Genomic DNA, 20,466 nt, shown 5'->3' with positions numbered 1-20,466 from the left:
AGCGGGGCCTCTTTCATCAGCTTGCATTCTCTATCACAGGCTCCGCCTGCTTCTCCGTCTTCTTAGGAGAGCGGCTGAACAAGCGGTACACAGCCGGGATCAGCAGAAGCGTTATAAAGGTAGCGAACATCAGCCCGGAGATGAGGACTGTTGCCATTGGCGCCTGATAGTTTCCGGATGTGCCGGAAGCAAGGGCGAGCGGGAGCATTCCGCCTGCTGTTGTCAGGGTCGTCATAAAGATTGGGCGGATCCTGTCTTTGCCTGCCTGGCTGAGTGCATCGGTAATAGAATGGCCTTCCTTTCGGAGCTGGTTGGTCCGGTCGAGAAGGAGGATGGCGTTATTCAGCACAATGCCTATCAGCATGACAATTCCCATTGCCGACATGACGCTCAGCTCGCGCTGGGTCAGGAAGAGCCCGAGAATGACTCCGACAATTGTCATCGGGATGACAGACATGACGATGATTGGCTGAATCAGGTGGTTGAATTGGACCGCCATAACAAGGTACACAAGGAAGATGCTGATGGCAAGGATGAAGACCATATCCTTGATCAGTTCCTGCTGCTGCTCCAGGTCTCCGGCTGCAGATAAAGTGTAGCCTGCCGGTGCATCAAATTCCTCAATCAGCTTCTGTACATCACGATTGATGCTGCCAAGATCCCTGTCTTCGATATCAGCCGAAATCGATATATATCTTTCCCCATCTGTATGTGAAATTTCATTCGGTGCTTCAACTTTCTTCAGGCTGATCAGTTCTGACAGCTTCTTTTCTCCGCCGGCAGCAGGGATGGAGAGCTTCATGAGCGCCTCTTTAGTTGATGTCTTTTCGCTCCATCCTAAAGAGAGGGGAACAGATTCTTCATTGAGTGAAACCTCGCCAAGCGGCATTTCCATAAAGGACTGTTCAATGAATTGCTTGACCTGCAGTCCGGACAGTCCGGCTTTTTCAATTTCGTCTTCCTTTAATTCTACGATCTCTTCAGGTGATGTGCGTTTTATGGAAGAGGTAATGCCGACGATTCCATCTATTTTCCCCAGTTCCTTCATAAAAGAATCAGAGACAGTTTCCAGTTCTTCAAAGCTTTCGCCCTTCAAGCTAACTTGCACAGGATAGCCGCCGCCGCCTGACATCGCACTTTGGACGCTTTCAATTGGCTGGGTATCCTCAAGCTTGCGCAGCGCCTTCATGATGGCCTCGTTGACCTCTTTCTGGGGTTTTGTAACATCATCCCCTTTGGTCATATTGATGATGGTATACATCATACCGCCGTTGTCCATGACATAATTGGATTCTACATCAGTGATTTTGCTCAAGCTTTCATTCAGTTCCGCGGCAACCGCTTCTTTTTCCTTAATCGATACTCCGGTCTCCAAATCAACCATCAGCTCGGAATAGCGGTTGAACACATCCGGCATGATCGTCATCGGAATTTTCGGTACAAGCAGCAGCGAGCCTGCAAACATAAGGAAAAAGGCTGCAATCACAGCGAGGCTGTGGCGCTTTTTCTTTACAGTCCAGTTAATCACCCTGCTGTAAAAACGGAGCAGCCGACCTTCTTTGCGTGCTGTCTTTTTGCTGGAAATCTTTAAGAACTTCTCTGACAGGGAAGGGATGATTGTGAATGAAACCAGTACAGAACTGATCAGTGTGATCGCAACAACGGCGGACAGCATGATCATAAATTCGCCCATTTCTCCGCCAAGCAGCCCGATCGGCAAAAATACCACGATGGTTGTGAGCATACTTGCGATAACGGCGGCCGATACTTCTTTCGTTCCTTCCAATACTGCCTCAAGACGGGCCAGCCCCTGCTCTTTTTTGCGGTAGATGGATTCAAGAATGACGATAGAGGAGTCAACCATCATTCCGATTCCCAATCCCAGGCCGATGAGTGTCAGCATATTGAGGCTGTATCCGAACATCCACATCGAGGCGAAAGTCAGGAGAACGGATGTCGGGATTGAGATTCCGACAATTAGAGTAGCCCTTAAATTCCTCAGGAATAACAGGAGAATCACTACAGCAATAATGCCCCCAATGAGGATGTTGGACGCGACGCCGTCAATGGACTCTTGTACATAGTCAGCCTGTGCAACCATCTCATTCAGCTCAAACCCCTTGATCAGCCCTTCTTCACGGATTTTATCGATTTCCCCGCGGACAGCATCAGCCATTTCGATCTGTGTTGCATCAGCAACTCGGCCAATCTGAACAAACACAAGGTTCTTTGTGCCATTTTTCCAGACAAAAGAGGAGCTTTCCTGCGGGGCCACTGTAATATCAGCAATGTCACTAAGCTTGATAAAGCCTGCAGGGGAAGCAATTTCGATATTCCTTATGTCATTTTCTGAACCCGGCTTTGTATTCCAGCGTACAGATGGGGAGTCCTTTTCAAGCTCGAGCTGTCCGAGTGTCGCTTCGCTGTTCACCTGCTGGATGGCGGCCATCACCCCGGCAGCATCCAGTCCTTTTTTCAGCATTTCTTCCCGGTTTAAGAGAATGTTTACTTCATCCTCCTCCAGGCCGGAAAGTGATACGTCCCGTACCTCAGGCAGGGCTTCAAGCCTTGGCTCTAATGTTTCCTTCGCGAATCTGGTTATGTCCTCAAGATTGCCTTCCGACAGATCCAGGAAAAATTCATAGCTTTGACTTGCGCCGTATTGCCCCATTTCTACTTCCTTTACAGCAGGTATCCCTGCAGTGGAGGAATTTATGACAGATTCGACTTCTTTAAATATCTCGTCACCACGGCCCTGTTCAAAGGCCATTTGGATGGAGCTTCTTCCGGCAATTGTAGTGGAGGTCACATCTTCAACCCCGTCGAGCCCTTTTAATTGCTGCTCAAGCGGAGTGGTAATCGATCGCTCCATTTCTATAGCAGGCATTTCTCCCGCATTGATCTCTGCATAGCCGCCATCCACTTTCATGGCAGGCATTAGCTCCTTATCAAGCTCAAGAACCGCATAGCTCCCGGTAAGCAGAACCAGGACCGCAACCAGTCCAACCAGGATCTTTCTTTCAACGATAAATTTGATCAGTTTCATACAGATTCTCCTTTTAATGAAATGAAAATATGGATTTTTGCTCCCAAGGATCAATCATACAGATTGAATATAGAAAAAAAAACATAAAATAGTAAAATTTTCTTATTGAAGGAGTAAATCCCATTTCTTCTGGTTTCAATCATAAACACAATCAGCCAAAAACGGATTGAGCCTCAGACATATTTTCACTAAGCCTTGGGACCTAGATTAGAGCGGGACGTTTGCAGGCTTGAGGGGATGGCGCCTGCTGCTGGACTTGATGTTTAAGACTTTATTTGCGGCTGTGGGGATATATTTGCGACCTTCCAGAATGCAGGTGAAAAACTTGCAGAGCACATGCGTAACCCGCCTCCCCAAACCGCCGCAAACTAACAACACAGCGTCCCGCCGGCAAAAAAAATAGACACAGCACACAGCCATGTCCATCTTCCAGTGATTTTACAGCTGATAGGCAGCTGCATTGAGGGGAATGCGGCACTCACGCTGTTCCTGTGTGCCTCTTGCTGCAGGGGTTGGCCCGAAGTGGGGGATGTTTCCGGCAATGAATCCTGCTTTTTCGACCAGGAAATCATCATCCAGATCAATGGCGGAAACGGAGATCTCTTCTTGGCCGATTTCAATGACACGGACTGCCTGCTGGTCAAGGCATGCTGATTTTTGTACAAAGGTCCAGTTGTTTTGCTGCACAATGGAGTCAACATGTGTATGTCCGTTAAAATAAACACCTTGCCCTTTCTTTTGTCTCAGTACTTTCCACATGTCAATATCCCGGTGGATGGAGCCTTTTTCGCCGTCTGATCGGGTTGTTGTGTTATAGACAGGATGATGGGCAAACACTAGAAGCGGCTTGGAGCCGGAAGCTGCCACTACTTCCTCGAACCAGTGCAGCTGCTCTTCATCCATCCAGCCGCCCCAGTCTTCATAGTTCATTTCCCTTGCCGTATCAAGGAAGGCGAAAACAGCTTTTTCATTTTCGAAAGAATGATATTGTTTCTGGCCGGTGATGGCGAGCACTTCTTTCTTTGTCATCGCATATACATCATGATTGCCGAGCGCATGGTAGAAGGTCCGGTCCTTTTGCCTGATGATGCTGTAGATTTCCTCAAGCTCGTTTTGAAGGCCGAAATTGGTGAGGTCACCGATAGAAACATGAAAATCAGCCTCGATATCCAGAAAGTAATTCATAAACGTTTCATAGAAAGCAGTACGCGCTTCCTTGAGCCCCAAAACCTCTTCGTTGATTGCCGGGTAATGCAGGTCTCCAATCATTGCAATTTTCATCTTTTATTCTCCCTTCGTATGTATTGCCTTTCACTTAGAACAGTAAGGGCCGAATATTAAGAAAAATGACGGGAAATGTAAAAATCAGGTTAAAGAGCCTGCCGGTTCATTTTTTCCATAGATGATTATGATACTGTAATAGGGGAAAGGACAGGATCACGGACAGCAAATCTATTTTCAGAATAGGAGTGTTATGGGTGGCAGCATTGGCAGAGAAAGCGGGATTTCTGGAACGGCTGGAAGCATGCAGGAAGATTGCGGCGGTCAAGGAGTCTTGCGGTATTGAAAAAGCGATCAAATATAAAGATAGAATCAGCGCTGTTTTCCTGATGACCGGCAATATTATGTCTGTTAAGAATTATACAGATCTTTTCAGGAAGGAGGGGTTGCCTGTTTTTATCCATATAGAAAAGATCGGTGGCCTGAGCCTGAACAGTGAAGGGCTGGATTTCATCGCCAATTATGTAAAGCCGCTCGGCATTGTGACCACAAAGCCGGGACTGGCGGCAAAAGCTAAGAAGCGGCGCCTGATGGTCATCCAGCGTGTTTTCATGATAGATTCGGAAGTGTATGATCATGTCCTGGAGCTTGGCGGCCCTGATGGCCCTGATATGATTGAAATCATGCCATCGAGGCTTTCGCATGTCATTAAATCCCTCTCGGCAAAGCTGGAGGTTCCGGTTATCACAGGAGGGCTGCTGACGGAAAGGGAGCATGCAGAAGAATCGCTCTCATGCGGGGCTGCGGCGGTCACGACCTCCAATACGGGAATCTGGAAGGAAGATTTAAGCAGGACCGGGCGCAAAAATGCGAGAATGCCTGTTTAATAAAGATTTACAATTCCATAATACTATCTTAGCAAAAGGGATGTAACATCATAATCGACAAGTACATAGAAAACAGGTTCAATGCAGAGAGACCTCAAACACGGAGTATCATTCCGTTTGTTTGAGGTCTCTTTAGTTTTTTGGGAGGTGAGGAGGCAGTCCAGTACCTTTGACCATTTTCTTGAAAGCTTTACAGCTCCAATCTTGCTTAAGCTGAACTACCTGATGTAAGTGCTAGATCACAATCCAATTGAAAACGGGGGAATATGAAGTGAAGAAAATATCTGGTCTTTTCATAATGATTTTTATGCTGCTGATGGCAACCGCATGCTCAGGCAATAACTCTGCCGGTACAGAAACGAAATCTTCCGGAGATCATACAGCATCTGCCAGTGACGACAGAATTCATATCAAATACTGGTATGCGTGGGGAGATAAAATCGGCGAGAATAATGAAAATCTCGTCAAGATGTTCAATGAATCCCAGGACAAGATTTATGTAGAAGCAGAATACCAGGGGACTTATGATGAGCTTCACTCCAAAACACAGGCTGCTTTTGCCGCCAAGAATGCTCCAGAAGTCACTCAGAATGAGATTGCTTCCATTGGCGTTTTCGCTAAATCCGGCATGACGCAGGACCTCACGCCATTCGTTGAAAAAGATGATATCAATATGGATGACTTCAACCCGGGGCTGATGGGGAATTCCTATGTGGATGACAAGCTTTACGGCCTTCCATATTTGCGGAGCACACCGATTCTGTATATGAATACGACCATGCTGAAGGAAGCTGGCCTTGATCCGGCAGGACCTAAGGATTGGAAGGAATTCGAAGAATATCTGACTGCCCTGACAAAAGAAGGGGAAACGGTCGGGATGACCATGCCGGTCAATATCTGGATGTATGAAGCATTTGTCGCACAGGGTGAAGGGCAAATGATCTCCGATGATGAAAAGACAGCAGAGTTCAATGGAGAAGCAGGTGTCGAAGCACTTGAATTCTGGAAAAAGATGGCCGACAAAGGCGTCATCAAGGTTCCTGGCGGCGAAGCAGCTGCAGAGGCAGCCAAGCAGGATTTTGCCAACAGCCGTTCAGCCATGGCTTTCTCTTCTACAGCCGATCTTTCTTATAACCTGAGCGTTGCCGAAGAACAGGGCTTTGAGCTGAACACTGCTTTCATGCCTGCCAATAAGGTGAATGGAGTGCCGACTGGCGGATGCAACCTTGTCATGACAGCAGGACTGGACGAAGAAAAACAGAATGCTGCATGGGAATTCATCAAATGGATGACGGCAAAAGAACAGACCATTTATGCCAGCGAATATACTGGCTATCTGCCAAGCCGCCTTTCAGCTGTAGATTCTGAAGAAATGAAGTCACTATATGAGAAGATGCCGCAATTCAAAGTGGCTGTCGACCAATTGCAGTATGGTCATGCCCGTCCGATGGCAGAAGCATATCCGGAAGTGGCTAAAATCCTGACAGATCAAATTTCCAGGGTCATGCTTGAAGATGGCCTTGCTCCGAAGGACGCCCTTGATGAGGCAGCGGAAAAAGCCAATCAATTGCTTAAGAAATAAATAATCACATCAGGCTGCCGGGGGAGGGGTACACTCCTTTCCCTGGCATTCATAAAGAAAGGGGAATGCAGAATGACTTGGCACAAAGACATTAAAGTGGCTATTTTCGACTTGGACGGCACATTATATCAGGATTATACCTTTTTAGGGAGATATGTCAGCCATATGCTTGGCAGCCGGCTGCAGGGACAGGAGCTTCAGGCAGCTATCGATGAGGCTTATATGATACTGGAGGGAAGGCACCCGGTAAAGTTCGGCTACTTGTCCTGTCATGATGGAAAAAGGGCATACAGCCATGAAGGGCTTATCCCGACAGGCTGCTTCGGATGGGATGGGAAGGAAGCGGTACTGAACCAGGAAGAGATGGACGGACTTTTCTACATAGGCGATCCATGGGGGATTGCAGCCATTCTTGCAAAAAGGCATGGAGTCCATGCAGAAGAACAGCTGAAAGCGTTCGAAGCGGTCAGGAAGGAAATGCTTGCCGGACCCCATCAGATCGAGGTATTCCCCGGCTTGATTAAAGCGGTAGGCAAGATGGATGCTGAGTGCAAAATCTTTATGACCAACACGCCATCTCCTTCTGCTGAAGAGTTTGTCAGCTTCCTTGGGCTGGAAAATCTGTTTGATACATACATAGTGGATGCACAGAAGCCTGAAGGCATCAGGGGCATCATGAAAAAGCTGGGGGATGAAGGCTACCAGCCCCATGAAATCTTATCGGTCGGGGATAATCCCTTTAATGACCTTTACCCGGTGAAACAGCTTGGGGGCAGGACCTGCCTGATTTCCCGGTATGAGCATGCCGGCTCAGAAGAGTGGGATCACTCAGTAAAAACAATCGAAGAGCTGGCCGGATTCTTAAGGCTTTTGGAGGCCGTTCCTTCAGGAGCTCTCTAGGATCCTTGTCTGGAGAAAATCCAATACTCGAAAACAGGAGATGAAAAGGCATGGCTGAAATCAGATTGGTGAATATATCAAAAACCTATAAAGATGAAGAAATCATCAATGATTTGAATCTGACCATCCGTGATGGATCCTTCACAGTCCTGGTTGGCCCATCCGGCTGCGGCAAATCAACGACATTGCGGATGATTGCAGGGCTGGAAAAGGAATCAGGAGGAGAGATCTGGATCGACGACCAGAAAGTGAATGATCTTGCCCCCGGAAAGCGCGGTATTGCCATGGTATTCCAGAACTATGCCCTGTATCCGACCATGACGGTCAGGGGAAATATTGAATTCGGGCTTGTGAATAAAAAGGTTCCTAAGCAGGAACGGGAACAGCTTATTTCTGAAATATCAAGGATTGTCGGCCTGGAGGAATATCTTGATAAAAAGCCGCAGAACCTTTCAGGCGGCCAAAGGCAGAGGGTGGCGCTCGCCAGGGCCATGGTAAAGAAGCCGAAGGTATTCATTCTGGATGAGCCCCTCTCCAACCTGGATGCGAAGCTGAGGGTCCAGATGAGGACAGAGCTGATCCAGCTTCACAAGCAGCTCGGCACCACCTTTATATATGTGACGCATGATCAGGTGGAGGCCATGTCGATGGGAGATGAAATCGTCATTTTGGATAAAGGCAAAATCAAGCAGGCTGACAGCCCGATGGCCATCTATCATGATCCCGCGAATATGTTTGCCGCGAGCTTTATTGGAACGCCTCCCATGAACATCGTGGAAAAAGCCCTGCTTGCTGATTATATGCCGGCTGCAGACGGTGACGCAGCCTATATCGGATGCAGGCCTGAGCATATGGAAATCGTTCCGGCGGATACCTTTGATGCACACAGCATCATCCTCCCTTCCAGGGTGGCGGCGATGGAAACACTCGGCTCTGAGACCATTTATACCGTTCAAAATACGGCTGGCGTCATGCACGTGAAGAGCTTTCTCGATCCGATGCCCCAACTGCAGGATGTGCATGTAAGGCTTCCATATGAAAAGCTTTACTTTTTCACGAAAGACGGAACAAGGAACAGGTCAGCAAGCATGAGCATTCAGGAGCCTGTACTGGTAAAAGGGGGCCGCTGACATCATGATGAATAAGCTGCGGCCGTATGGCATGATTGCACCATCGATTGCCATCTTCGGATTATTTTTCATTTATCCTATTTTATACATGATTTACTTGAGCTTTCATGATTGGAACTTTGTCAGTCCTGTAAAGGATTTCGTAGGAATCGGCAATTTCAGGGCGCTTTTTGCTGAGCGCGAGTTCATCGAAGTGATGCGGAATACCTTCACATACACAGCCTTGACAGTATCACTGACAGTAGCGGTTTCTCTCCTGCTTGCCCTGTGGCTGAACAGGCAGGGAGCTCTCTACGGATTTGTGCAGGGGGCGATCTTCAGCCCGCATATTATCTCGCTTGTCTCAGTGTCAATGCTCTGGATGTGGCTCATGGATACGGACTATGGATTGCTGAACTGGTTTCTTAATCTGTTCGGCATTGCAAATGTCCCATGGCTGACCGATCCGGGAACCTCGCTGTTTTCTCTCGTCATTGTGGCGGTCTGGAAAGGGATCGGCTTCAATACGCTCATTTTCATTGCCGGGCTGCAGAGCATCCCGAAGGATATTTATGAAGCGGCAGAGCTGGATGAGGCAAACAAGGCGAGGGTCTTTTTTAAGCTGACGCTCCCGATGCTGTCGCCGACGCTCTTTTTCCTGACGATCATTTCCCTGATTGCTTCCTTCCAGGTGTTTGAAACGATTGCAATCATGACCCAGGGCGGGCCGATCAATTCGACGAATACTTTTGTTTTCTATATTTATGAGTATGGTTTCCGGTTCTTCAAAATAGGCTATGCATCGGCCGCGGGTGTTCTGCTGCTGATTCTGGTAAGCCTTTTGACCGTAGTATACTTCAGGCTGCTTTCCCGGAGAGTCCATTACCGATGATGTGGAGGATTATATATGAAGCTTAAAGCTGCAGGAAGGCTTTTCAATTTGGCCGCACTCTTACTGGTTGTTGCTGTTTTTGCACTTCCGTTTGTCTGGATGATTTCCACTTCTTTTAAAACGCTTGGTGAAACAATGACATTTCCGCCGAAATGGCTGCCGGAGGAGTTCAAATGGGAAAACTTCTCCAAGGCATGGAACTCCGGGCCGTTTTTCCGCTATTTCCTGAACAGCCTGATGGTTTCAGCGGGAATCCTGATATTGCAGTTTCTGACGATTATACCGGCAGCCTATGCTTTTGCCCGGTACCGTTTCAGGGGAAGCAGGTTTTTCTTTGCTGTGACCATGATTACACTGATGATTCCCTCTCAGCTTATCTTTTTGCCGGTCTATCTGCAGATGAGCTCCTGGGGGCTGCTTGATTCCCTCTGGGCGCTGATCCTGCCGTTTGCCTCAAGTGCTTTTGGGATTTTCATGCTCAGGCAGTCGTTCATGCAGGTCCCTGAGGAACTGCTGGAAGCTGCGAGGCTTGATGAAGCATCTGAATGGAAAATCATGTTCCGCATCATGGTTCCGATGGCAAAGCCTGTTCTTATCACATTTGGATTATTCAGCTTCATCACGCACTGGAATGATTATTTCTGGCCGCTTGTTATGACGACAAGCGATGTGGCGCGCACCCTTCCGCTCGGGATCTCCAAGCTCCGGGAAGTGGAGGGCGGAGCTGCCTGGAATGTTCTGATGGCAGGAAATATGATCCTTGTTGTGCCGATCCTTATTGCCTTTTTCTTTGCTCAAAGACAGATTATCCGTGCTTTTGTTTATACAGGAGTCAAATAGACAGGAAAGGATGATGATTGATGCTGAAGAATGCCTGTGTTGCACACCGCGGCTGGAGCGGGAAAGCCCCTGAGAATACGGCGGCCGCTTTCCGGCTCGCCCTTGAGCACCCTATGATTTCTGCCATAGAGCTGGACGTCCATTTATCAAGGGATGGGGTCCCTGTTGTCATTCATGATCACACGTTGGAACGGACAACAAACGGGAGCGGATATGTGAAGGACCATACTGCCGTCGAACTGGCACTCCTGGATGCAGGCTCATGGTTCAGCCCTGAGTATTCCGGCGAAACGATATCCTCGCTGGAGGAAATCATTCAAATGGCCAAAGGAAAAAAGAAGCTTTTCATTGAGCTGAAGCAGATGGGCGGGATGTATGAGGGGCTTGAAGAAAAAGTAGCAGGATTGATCCGGAAATATTCGCTGTATAAAGAGGCCCTGGTCATTTCTTTTGATCACCATTCACTTCTAAAGCTGAAAGAGTTGGATCCCAGGATCCGCACGGGCCTGATTTACTTGGGGCATGCGACTCTCCTGGCAGAGCAGGCAGCTTATACAGGCGCAAGCCATGTATCTCTGCACTATGGCTTTCTTACCCGGGAGCTGGTTGACTCTCTGCTGAATGCCGGCATTGAAATCGGCACATGGACAGTGAACGGCAAAGACGCTTTGAAAAAGGTGCAGGCAATGGGCGGAAGCATCCAGATCACAACCAATCATCCGGAAATCATGGTCGGCCAGCCGGAAATGCAAATGGAGGCAGCAGAATGAACCAGGCAAAAATTTCATTTATCATCCCTTCCTATAATGAAGCCGAAAATATCCCCAGAGTACTGGAGGCAATCCGGACGGAAATGGAAAGCCTCTTTTATCAATATGAAATCCTGTTTATTGATGACGGGAGCTCAGACCGCACGATGGAAACCATCCATCGGCTGGCTTTTCATTATGAGGAAGTAAAATATATATCGTTCTCCAGGAATTTCGGGAAGGAGGCGGCCATGCTTGCCGGGCTCCGGCATGCAGACGGTGATGCGGTCATCATGATGGATGCAGACCTTCAGCATCCGCCTTCCCTGATCTGCCAGCTGGTGAGGGGCTATGAAGAAGGCTATGGGCAGGTGATTGCCAAAAGGAACCGTACGGGAGATTCTCCGGTGCGTTCATTCGTTTCTTCCTGCTTCTACCGTTTTGTGAACCGGGCGGTGGATGTCCAGCTGTCAGACGGTGAGGGGGATTACCGGCTGCTGAGCAAAGAAGCAGCAAAGGCGCTCGTCCTGCTTAGTGAAGGGAACCGCTTCTCCAAGGGTCTTTATTCATGGATCGGATTCGAGCAGAAAGTAATAGAATACGAGAATGTCCAAAGGGAAGCGGGGGAGACAAAATGGTCCTTCCCTAAATTGCTGAACTACGGCATTGATGGGATTGTTTCTTTTAACCATAAGCCGCTCAGGGCATGCTTTTATCTGGGCGCCTTTGTCCTGCTGCTGTCGCTCGGATATATTGGAGTTACCTTTGTCCAGATCATGCAGCATGGCATTTCGGTTCCCGGCTATTTCACGACCATATCGGCGGTCCTGTTCCTGGGCGGCATCCAGCTTGTCTGCATGGGGATCGTAGGAGAATATATCGGCCGCATCTATTATGAGACAAAGAAAAGGCCGCATTACCTGATCCAGCAGACTAATATACAGCAACCAAGCGAAAGAGGGGAAAAGCATGCGGTTCATACGCAGTGAATTTTTCCGCTTTCTCGTGACTGGTGCGGTGAATACCCTGCATTACTACTCAATCTATCTTGCCCTTCTCCATTTTGCGGGATTCCATTATTTCCTGGCGCATAGTATAGGTTTCGCGAGCAGCCTGACCGGTTCTTTTTTCCTGAACACTTTGTTTACATATAAAGTGAAGCCGACATGGAGGGCGTTCATCCGCTTTCCGCTGACACAGCTGTTCAACACGAGCATGACAGCAGTCATTTTGTTTATGCTTGTCGAGGGACTGAAGGTGAGCAGCAGCCTTGCACCGGTCATTGCAGTCTTCTTTTCTTTGCCAGCTACATTCATTTTAACGGGGAGAGTCCTGAAAACATCATGCAAAAAGCCCGAAGCTACTTACCAAACCTATTAAACTTTCTTCAGGCAGACAGATGGCCGCAGCTGAATTTATTTTTCTTCTGTCTGCTGGCAGCTGTGCTGAGCCATGCGTTTTTTATTTCAGAATGGTTCGAGGGCCGCTATATGACAGGGATGAACGATGGATTGTCGCAAATGCAGCCGTTCAAGCAGCTCTTGTATGAGCTGTACACCAGCGGGGAGTTCTTTTATTCGCCTGACTTCGGGTTCGGCGGGGGGACCTATACTCAGCTTGGCTATTATTTTGCTACGTCTATCGTCTTTCTTATTACTGCCGCGGTTACTTTTATCCTTGAGAGCCTCGGCCTGATCGGGACACCGGATATTTTTTACTGGGCTGACATCATCCTTATTGTAAGCATCATCAGGCTGACCGGCATCCTGCTTCTGGCCTCCTATTACTTCAGGATGCTGGGAATGAAAGCACTGCCCGCTTTTACCGGGTCTGTCATTTATGGCACAAGCATCATTTATTTCAGGCATGTTACCTACTGGGAATTTTTTGCCGACAGCATGCTCTGGCTTCTATTGCTTTTGATCGGGATTGAAAGGATCATGCGGGGGAAGGGTCCCGGTTTATTCATAATAGCTGTATCCATCAGCTTATTTGACAATTTTTATTTTGCCTATGTTAATTTCCTTCTGTCCGGCGTGTATGTCCTGTTTCGCTGGATTTTCCCGTTTGATGGAAACGAGCGGTCCAAGGCGATCCAGCTGAAGCAGTATATCATCGGGCTGGCAGCAGGATTCTCCATCAGCGGCTTTTCGTTTTTTCCTGCCGTTTATGGCTATTTGAATAATTACCGGCCGGCATACGAGGACCATATCCCGGCTTTTGAGTTTATTGACAATCTGCTGCTGAACGGAAGAATTGTCTATCTGCCGGCATTTGTTCTCATCTGCCTGCTGGCAAAGCCTTTATACAGGAACACGCATTTTAGATTTTTTGCTGTAATGACGATAGTTCTGTCCATCCTGCATTTCAGTCCGTTTATTGGCAGCTTATTTAATGGTTTTTCTGCTCCCCAGTACCGCTGGGAATATATGCTGTCTCTTGCGGCAGGCGGGGCGGCAGGGGCTGCACTTCCCCTTGCCGGCAGAATCAGGGTCTCTGTACGTGCAGCAGCAGCTGCCGGGACGGCTTTATTTTACATAATGTTCTATCATTTTGACCCTAAGCTGGAATTTGAAAGATGGCAGGATACTTATATGTTGGCTGCAGCCTTCATTTCCGCTGCTGTTTTCCTTCTGGGGGCAGCTTTTTTCAGAAAAAAAGCCGCAGTGCTGCTTTCGGCGGCTGTCATCCTGACAAGTGTGCTGATCCCGAATTTTTATCAGGAAGAGCGTTTGACCGTGACGGGGACGGAATACCGTGTATCAAAGGATTTCATGAACAGCCGTGAATATAACGGTGCAGATCAGCAGGAGCTTATCCGGCTGGTCCAGGAGGGCAACGATGATCCTTTGGCAAGGATCGACTGGATGATTCCTTTAAGGAATAATACCCCGATTGTCCAGAATTTCAGAGGAATGAGCGTCTATTCCAGCATTCTTAATAAAGAGCTTCTATGGTTTTATCTCAGGGACCTTGAAATCGATATGGGGCGGGAGAGCGTCAGCCGCTATGCTTCCCTTGGGGACCGGGCCAACTTGTACAGCATCCTTATGGGAAAATATTATATTGCTGAGAAGGGAGATGCCTCCATTCCCTACGGCTTTAAGAGAATAGCCTCCGCCGGCGGCTATGCAGCCTATGAAAATGAATATCTCCTGCCTTTTGTACGGACAGCTGACAGCGTATATCTTGAAAAAGATTTGAAAGGAAGTTCTCCTGCGGCAAAGGAACAGGCGATGCTGAAGGGAATCGTTCTTGAAGAGGGAGAAGCAAATGCCCCCACACCGGACAGCAGAAATCTCATTTCGCAGGCGGAGATCAAGCCTGTAAACGCTGAGTATTCGCGCGGAAAACTCAAGGTCAGCGGTGAGGAAGGCGGCATCGACCTATTGATCAGTGAAAGAAACCCTTCTGCAAAAGACTATTTGGTTGGCTTCAATATTGATGGCATCAACAACAAGGAAGAATTTATCCTTGAGGTTAATGAGTTTCAGACAATCAGGAAAGAAGAAGGATCTATTTACCGGACGGGTGTGGATGACCTGATCATCAGGGTCAAGGCAGCGGACCGGATTTCCTTTAGAATGCCAAAGGGAGAATATCATTTGAAGGACTTTAAGCTTTATGAAGAAACCTTCGAGGTACTGGAAAATGCAAAAGAAGAAGAAAGCCGCCATCTCACGCCGGAGGTAGAATGGTCAGGAAACCGGCTGTCATTCGAGCTGCAAAAACAAGGGGATGGGGAATATGCAGTCATTCCGCTGCCTTATGAAAAAGGCTGGGGCTTAAAAATCAATGGAAAGGAAGAAGAGCTGCTGAAGGCCAATTATGCATTTACAGGATTCCGGCTGCAGGAAGGGCAGAACATGATCGAGCTGGTCTATTATCCGCCGTATTTCTTTCAGCTGCTTGCACTCTCTTTTGCAGCAATCAGCATTTGTTTTGCCGCCTTCATTAAAAATTTAAGGCGCGTGTCCGCACGCCAGCCGGATACTATAGAAAAAGGAGACCCCCGTTAACAAGGGCCTCCCGCTCCCAAACGGCCCGCTATTGCTGCCTGTTCTGGAGCTGCTGCTCTCCGAGGGCGACAAGGCGCTTTGTCATCTCGCCTCCGACAGAGCCGTTTGCCCGCGCGGTCGTTTCAGCACCAAGCTCAACTCCAAACTCATTGGCTATTTCTTGCTTCATCTGATCAAGTACATTAGCTGAACCAGGAACCAACAGTTTGTTTCTTGCCATGATCCATCACTCCCGACGAAGGATTGAACAATGGATATTGTTCTTTTTTAACTTAACCGGATGCCAGCCGGCTGATGCAGACAATCTGGGAAAGGCAAGCCTGAGCATTCGCCTGAGGGTTTTTGCATAAGATGTGCTAGTATGGGGATAGTTAAGAAATGAGGTGTCTATGATGAAAATAGAAGTATGGTCGGATTTTGTCTGTCCGTTTTGTTATATAGGAAAACGCCGCCTGGAAGGGGCTTTAATGGATTTCCCTTATCGTGACCAGGTTGAGGTTGAGTTCAAGAGCTTTGAGCTTGATCCAAATGCTGCTCCTTACTCTGGGAAAAGCATTCATGAGGCACTTGCTGAAAAATACGGCATGAGCATCGAGCAGGCGAAGCAGGCCAATGTGGGAGTGGGGCAGCAGGCAGCCAGCGTCGGCCTGACCTTCAACTTTGACGAAATGAAGCCGGGCAATACCTTTGACGCCCACAGATTGGCTAAATTCGCGAAAACAAAGGGCAGGGAAGCTGATCTTACGGAAAAGCTTCTTAACGCCTATTTCAAAGAATCAAAAAACATAGGCGATCAACAGGTGCTCGCCGATCTTGCTGCATCTGCCGGATTGGACAGGGAAGAGGCGCTCGGCGTTCTTCAGGATGAGACGGCCTATGCCAATGATGTAAGGATCGATGAAAGGATTGCCCAGCAATATGGCATTACCGGAGTCCCTTATTTTGTCATCAACCAGAAATATGCCATCTCCGGCGCCCAGCCTGCGGAAACCTTTGCCAGTGCTCTCCAGAAGGTATGGGAAGAAGAAAATCCTGTCGTAAAATTGCAGGAATTATCCTCGGAAGGTGCGGCTGATGCCAGCTGTACGGATGGAAGCTGCATCGTTCCGGAAAAAGAATAAATTGAAACAGACTGAAGGGGTTCGAAATGGAGATATTTCGAACCCCTTTTTAATTAGATAATGTATATATTTTTCCACTTCGATTACTGTCTAGCATCTGCGCCTACCCCCTCGAGATCACAAGCCAAGCCTCCCAGGATGGGAGTCATGCAGATGTTGCCACAGGATGTGGCGTTCTTAGTCTGCGTTCCTTAAGGCTGAGCAGCGCTTACGTTTTTCTAATTTAAAAACTTTTAGCAAAATCAACCAGCATTTCTTTATACACATGGACAGATTCCGGGAGTACATATTCTTTGTCGCCATGCCAATGGAGTCCGCTTGGTCCGAATTCGATGGCAGGTATGCCATAGTTGGCAAAGAAGACTGTATCGGCCGAGCCATGCTGCCCGAAAAAAACTGCTTCATCTTCAATATGCCGATCAACGACCGGCTTCAGCTTTAAAATGAATGGGTTGTCCCTTGCCGTTTCCAGCGGTTTGCTGAACATGCTCACAAGCACTTCGCCGTCTGTGATCGATTCGATCTGTTTAATGATCTCATCCTTATCCTGGCCTGGCAGATAGCGGATATCATAAAAAAGCTCGCATTTTTCCGGGACTTTATTGTACACATCACCGCCGCGGATTTTGGCCAGGTTGATAGAAGGAGAAGGATAGAATTCAGAGCTTTCTTTGGCAAAAGGGAGTTCCTTCAGCTTTCCGTGGACCTCATACGCCCTTTCAATTGCATTGATGCCTTCCCATGGCCGGCTTCCGTGGGCCGGATCTCCATCAATGGCAATTACGAGGCGCATGACGCCCTTTGCCTGGAGGGCGATTCCAAGCTGGGTCGGCTCAGAGCAGATGACAAAATCACCGCGGTATCCGTGCTCGGCAAGGTAGCCGGAGCAGTTGAACCCGCCGATTTCCTCATCAGAAACGATCTGAAGCTGAAGCTTAACCCCAAGCGGCGCACGCTTAAGCTCTTTGAAGGCGCACATCATGGCTGCCACACCAGCTTTCATATCGGCTGCGCCTCTGCCATAAATCTTGTCTTTCACCTCTACGGGGATGAATTGATCCTCTTTGCCTGAAACGACATCCACATGGCCGTTCCAGACGATGGTTTCATTGCCGCTCCCTATTTCCGAAACGAGCATTTTGTAGCCGTTATTTTCAATGATATGTACAGGGAGCCCATGGCCCTCCAGCCAGTGCCCGCAATAGGCAACCGCTTCATTGGCGCCATCTTTGTCAGAGCTGTCTATGCTGATCAGCTCTTTCAGCAGGTTTTCCAGCATGCTAATCCCTACCTCCTCTGTCTATGGGTTATAGGATATATACCCTGTATTTTGGAGTTTAAAAGGGAAAAAGCCTCTTTCTAGTCTTCGGAAAGAGGCAGTTCAACTTCTTTTATGTCTTTGCCATTCAGTTTCACGCTATACAGATGATATTCCGGGGACCCTTTGGCAAAGCGCTTATCGACCATAAAGTATACCCGGTCACCATCTGCACTGAATACCGGCCTGTCTGTATACTCCCCTAAATGGGTGAGCCGGGCTTCCTTGCCGGAATCCACATCCATTGTATACAGCTCATATTCATAGGTGCCTCCTTCATCAGGATTGCTGATGGATTGAAAAATCATCGTGTTTCCGTCAGGAGAAAAGGTGAAATCAAACATATCGATTTTTCTGTCCGGATCTCCTGTGACCTTCATGCTATCAGGGTTATCTATGGGAATTTCAAATATGCGCTGCTTTACCTCAAAGGTTTCTTCAGGTGTATCAGCACCCTGGTCATCATCCATCTGGATAAAAACACTGTCTTCTCCCGCACTGACCTGGAGGCTGTGCATGGAATAGCTCTTCAGATCAGTTATTTGCTTATGCCCGCCTCCAGCCGGATCAAATGACCAGACATCAAGATCATGCGGCCGTTTGCTGGCAATAGGGGAATAATTCTGAAAGGTGCCCGCCCGCAAATAATAGAGGGTATCGTCAACAGGCGAATATTCAATTTCTGTGACAAGGGCATTCTCAGTAAATATGTCAGTCACCTTTTTTGTTTTTAAATCAAGGATATGGATGGTGCTTTCCAGCTCTGAATCTTCGTCCTTCTGTTTATTGGTAGAAATAAAGCTTAGCTGTGATCCATCATAGGAAAAGCCCGGATCCAGGATCATTCTTGAACTGTCCAGGGAAAATGCCTCAGCATTGATATCTTTTTCCTTGTTGTACAGCATAAGACTTGGTTTGCCATCTTTGTAATTTACATAAGCAATCGTATTTTGTGAAGATATATCATATTGATTGGTAATCCCATTCTGCTTTTCATTTTCGGATTTATCCAGATTAAGCCCGAGGAGGATAAGCAGGAGCGTGATGCCTCCTATAAGTGAAAACAGCAGGATGATACTTTTCTTTTTCATGAAAAGCTCCTTTCTAGTAAAACAGGGCAGGCGCGTAGATAAGTGCCAGGCCTGCCAGGATGGCGATGAAGGGAATCGCCGAGAGTCCGTATGCCAGTTTCTTATTTTTTCCTGCAACCTTGATCTGGATAGTATAGAGTATGATCCAGAAGAGTATCGGGCTTAAAGAAATCAGTATTACTGGATGCAGGCCGATCATGATCAGCCCTCCCCAGGCAAAAAAGAGGCAGGCAGCTGTGATCAGGACACCGGCGGTAATATTGATGGCATGAAGTTTTTTCAAAGTTTTATCCATCTTGCCGCCAGAAGCGCTGAAATCATACAAGGTCGTCCGATAGACAAGGACAATGGCAAGAAGGATATTGAGCCAGTCCCAGATCGAAAGGCCGAGTGAAATGTTATGATCAAGATTGCTTGCCAGGAGATAGCCGGCCGCATAAACAAGGATATGCAGAATCAGCAGGGAGTTCATCCAGCGCCTCCGGTTCAGGTGGAAGACCTGGTTCACGGCCAGGAAAAGGATCATCGAACTCGCGCCCATGGAAAGCAGCAGCCAGCCGATATGGGCATCTCCGTGGATCAAAAGCTGCCCCAGATAAGCGCCGATTGTAAAGAGGATGGAAGAGATGGCAAGCGTCAGCATCATTTCTTTTCGGTATGGAAAGAGGGACTGCTGGATCTGGCTTCCGATTTCCCCTTCCTCGCCAAACTGCTCCATCGCTTTCTGCCCGGCTTCGCCTTCACTGAAGCCCTGCTCCTGGAAGTGCTCTTTAGAAAGCTGCAGATGTACCATAAGCTCCTCAAATAGATCTTCTTTTTCTTCTTTGGAGCATTCGGTGTGCTGAACAATTTTCATGGCGAAACGTTCAAGTTCTGATTTCACGTTAATCCCCCCGAGCTTTTGCGGATCATGCTTTCAATCAGGCTCCAGTCCTTTCGCTTCTTTTCCAGTTCCTGCAGGCCGTCCTCTGTGATACGGTAATATTTCCTTCTGCCTGCTGCCGTTTCACTCCAGTACGACTCTGCAAACTTCTTTTTCTCCAGGCGCTTGAGGGCTGGGTAGAGAGTGCCTTCACCCATCACATAAGCTTCACCGGAGAAATCCTTAAGGATTTTTGTGATCTCATAGCCATATAAATCCTTTTGGGCAATGAGCGACAAGAGCAGAAGATCTGTACTCCCTTTCATCATTTCCTTATCCAATTCCATCACCTTTTTCCTTATGCTACTACCAGTGTATTACGATGTACCTCGTATTGCAAGGGTTAATCTTATGCTCTTTATCTGATGCTTCTCGTGGGTTTAAAGACTCAGGTGTATAGGTCTTATAGCATGTTATCCAGAGACTTATTAACAGGAGAAACTTGAATAGAAAAGTATTCCACAGACATATCCACATTATCCACAGAATTATCAGAAGTTTTACTCATTATTATGTTAACTAATTAAAGCGTTGATAAATATGAGATTATTCAAATTATCCACAAAATTCACAGGGTTGTGGATATTGTTTATTCACAGAGAAAAAAGATTATGAACATATTGTGAAGTGCGTTGCAGAAAAGAGGGGCATAGAGTATATTAAAAGTGTAGAAGGTAAGTGAAAACATTCACAAACTTTCTAGCGAAAGCTGGCCGGCTTAACTTATTTTTTTGCTAAGTGTTGTGAAAAACTTCACAAAATAATGAAG

At 47.6% G+C, this 20,466-nt stretch carries 18 protein-coding genes; 11 read left to right on the top strand and 7 right to left on the bottom strand.

The features are described from left to right. Positions 1-16: 16 nt before the first annotated feature. Positions 17-3,046 (bottom strand): efflux RND transporter permease subunit, encoded by a 3,030-nt coding sequence (locus ACQCVH_RS20415; RefSeq protein ID WP_426837419.1) that lies wholly within the window; start codon positions 3,044-3,046, stop codon positions 17-19. 438 nt (positions 3,047-3,484) lie between these two features. Continuing rightward, positions 3,485-4,327: a metallophosphoesterase family protein gene (locus ACQCVH_RS20410; RefSeq protein WP_426837418.1), complete on the bottom strand. Its 843-nt coding sequence runs from the start codon at positions 4,325-4,327 to the stop codon at positions 3,485-3,487. 197 nt (positions 4,328-4,524) lie between these two features. Here ACQCVH_RS20410 and ACQCVH_RS20405 point away from each other — a divergent pair, with 197 nt between their 5' ends. The 10 genes from ACQCVH_RS20405 to ACQCVH_RS20360 all read left to right on the top strand — a co-directional run bounded on the left by ACQCVH_RS20405 (position 4,525) and on the right by ACQCVH_RS20360 (position 15,245). After that, positions 4,525-5,154: a glycerol-3-phosphate responsive antiterminator gene (locus ACQCVH_RS20405; RefSeq protein WP_426837417.1), complete on the top strand. Its 630-nt coding sequence runs from the start codon at positions 4,525-4,527 to the stop codon at positions 5,152-5,154. Positions 5,155-5,425: 271 nt separating this feature from the next. Further along, entirely contained in the window at positions 5,426-6,736 is a 1,311-nt protein-coding gene (locus tag ACQCVH_RS20400; protein WP_426837415.1) for an ABC transporter substrate-binding protein, read from the top strand. Between the two features lie 72 nt (positions 6,737-6,808). Next, complete coding sequence (locus ACQCVH_RS20395; protein ID WP_426837414.1) at positions 6,809-7,636, top strand: HAD family hydrolase; 828 nt, start codon at positions 6,809-6,811, stop codon at positions 7,634-7,636. A gap of 50 nt (positions 7,637-7,686) precedes the next feature. Beyond that, a complete protein-coding gene (locus ACQCVH_RS20390) occupies positions 7,687-8,766 on the top strand; it encodes an ABC transporter ATP-binding protein (RefSeq protein WP_426837413.1) in 1,080 nt (359 codons plus the stop codon). A 4-nt stretch (positions 8,767-8,770) separates the two neighbouring features. Further along, on the top strand, positions 8,771-9,637 hold the full coding sequence (locus tag ACQCVH_RS20385; protein ID WP_426837412.1) for a carbohydrate ABC transporter permease: 867 nt from the start codon (positions 8,771-8,773) through the stop codon (positions 9,635-9,637). Positions 9,638-9,652: 15 nt separating this feature from the next. Then, entirely contained in the window at positions 9,653-10,477 is an 825-nt protein-coding gene (locus ACQCVH_RS20380) for a carbohydrate ABC transporter permease (protein WP_426837411.1), read from the top strand. Between the two features lie 20 nt (positions 10,478-10,497). Further along, positions 10,498-11,247, top strand: coding sequence for a glycerophosphodiester phosphodiesterase (locus tag ACQCVH_RS20375; RefSeq protein ID WP_426837410.1), 750 nt, complete (start codon positions 10,498-10,500; stop codon positions 11,245-11,247). After that, on the top strand, positions 11,244-12,215 hold the full coding sequence (locus ACQCVH_RS20370) for a glycosyltransferase family 2 protein (RefSeq protein WP_426837409.1): 972 nt from the start codon (positions 11,244-11,246) through the stop codon (positions 12,213-12,215). The genes ACQCVH_RS20375 and ACQCVH_RS20370 overlap by 4 nt, the downstream gene beginning before the upstream one ends. Further along, entirely contained in the window at positions 12,196-12,606 is a 411-nt protein-coding gene (locus ACQCVH_RS20365) for a GtrA family protein (protein ID WP_426837408.1), read from the top strand. Before ACQCVH_RS20370 ends, ACQCVH_RS20365 begins: the two co-directional genes overlap by 20 nt. Beyond that, complete coding sequence (locus ACQCVH_RS20360) at positions 12,570-15,245, top strand: YfhO family protein (RefSeq protein ID WP_426837407.1); 2,676 nt, start codon at positions 12,570-12,572, stop codon at positions 15,243-15,245. Before ACQCVH_RS20365 ends, ACQCVH_RS20360 begins: the two co-directional genes overlap by 37 nt. A 28-nt stretch (positions 15,246-15,273) precedes the next feature. On the opposite strand, the gene ACQCVH_RS20355 is transcribed toward ACQCVH_RS20360, so the two are convergent. Next, positions 15,274-15,465, bottom strand: a complete 192-nt coding sequence (locus tag ACQCVH_RS20355) for an alpha/beta-type small acid-soluble spore protein (protein WP_009795181.1) — start codon at positions 15,463-15,465, stop codon at positions 15,274-15,276. Between the two features lie 172 nt (positions 15,466-15,637). Here ACQCVH_RS20355 and ACQCVH_RS20350 point away from each other — a divergent pair, with 172 nt between their 5' ends. After that, entirely contained in the window at positions 15,638-16,366 is a 729-nt protein-coding gene (locus ACQCVH_RS20350; protein ID WP_426837539.1) for a DsbA family oxidoreductase, read from the top strand. 223 nt (positions 16,367-16,589) lie between these two features. On the opposite strand, the gene ACQCVH_RS20345 is transcribed toward ACQCVH_RS20350, so the two are convergent. The 4 genes from ACQCVH_RS20345 to ACQCVH_RS20330 form a co-directional block, all read right to left on the bottom strand. Then, positions 16,590-17,645 carry a M20 family metallopeptidase gene (locus ACQCVH_RS20345; protein ID WP_426837406.1) on the bottom strand — a complete coding sequence of 352 codons (1,056 nt, stop codon included), beginning with the start codon at positions 17,643-17,645 and terminating at the stop codon, positions 16,590-16,592. An 80-nt stretch (positions 17,646-17,725) separates the two neighbouring features. Then, complete coding sequence (locus ACQCVH_RS20340; RefSeq protein WP_426837405.1) at positions 17,726-18,775, bottom strand: TolB family protein; 1,050 nt, start codon at positions 18,773-18,775, stop codon at positions 17,726-17,728. Between the two features lie 13 nt (positions 18,776-18,788). Beyond that, positions 18,789-19,658 carry a permease prefix domain 1-containing protein gene (locus ACQCVH_RS20335; protein ID WP_426837404.1) on the bottom strand — a complete coding sequence of 290 codons (870 nt, stop codon included), beginning with the start codon at positions 19,656-19,658 and terminating at the stop codon, positions 18,789-18,791. Then, positions 19,655-19,978 carry a PadR family transcriptional regulator gene (locus ACQCVH_RS20330; RefSeq protein ID WP_426837538.1) on the bottom strand — a complete coding sequence of 108 codons (324 nt, stop codon included), beginning with the start codon at positions 19,976-19,978 and terminating at the stop codon, positions 19,655-19,657. Before ACQCVH_RS20330 ends, ACQCVH_RS20335 begins: the two co-directional genes overlap by 4 nt. Positions 19,979-20,466: the final 488 nt, after the last annotated feature.

Origin of the sequence: Bacillus infantis (genome assembly GCF_050107595.1) — a bacterium.
GTDB classification, from domain to species: domain Bacteria; phylum Bacillota; class Bacilli; order Bacillales; family Cytobacillaceae; genus Bacillus_AB; species Bacillus_AB infantis_C.
The sequence above is the reverse complement of the archived record's forward strand: the minus strand, read 5'-3'. Positions and strand labels throughout refer to the sequence as shown.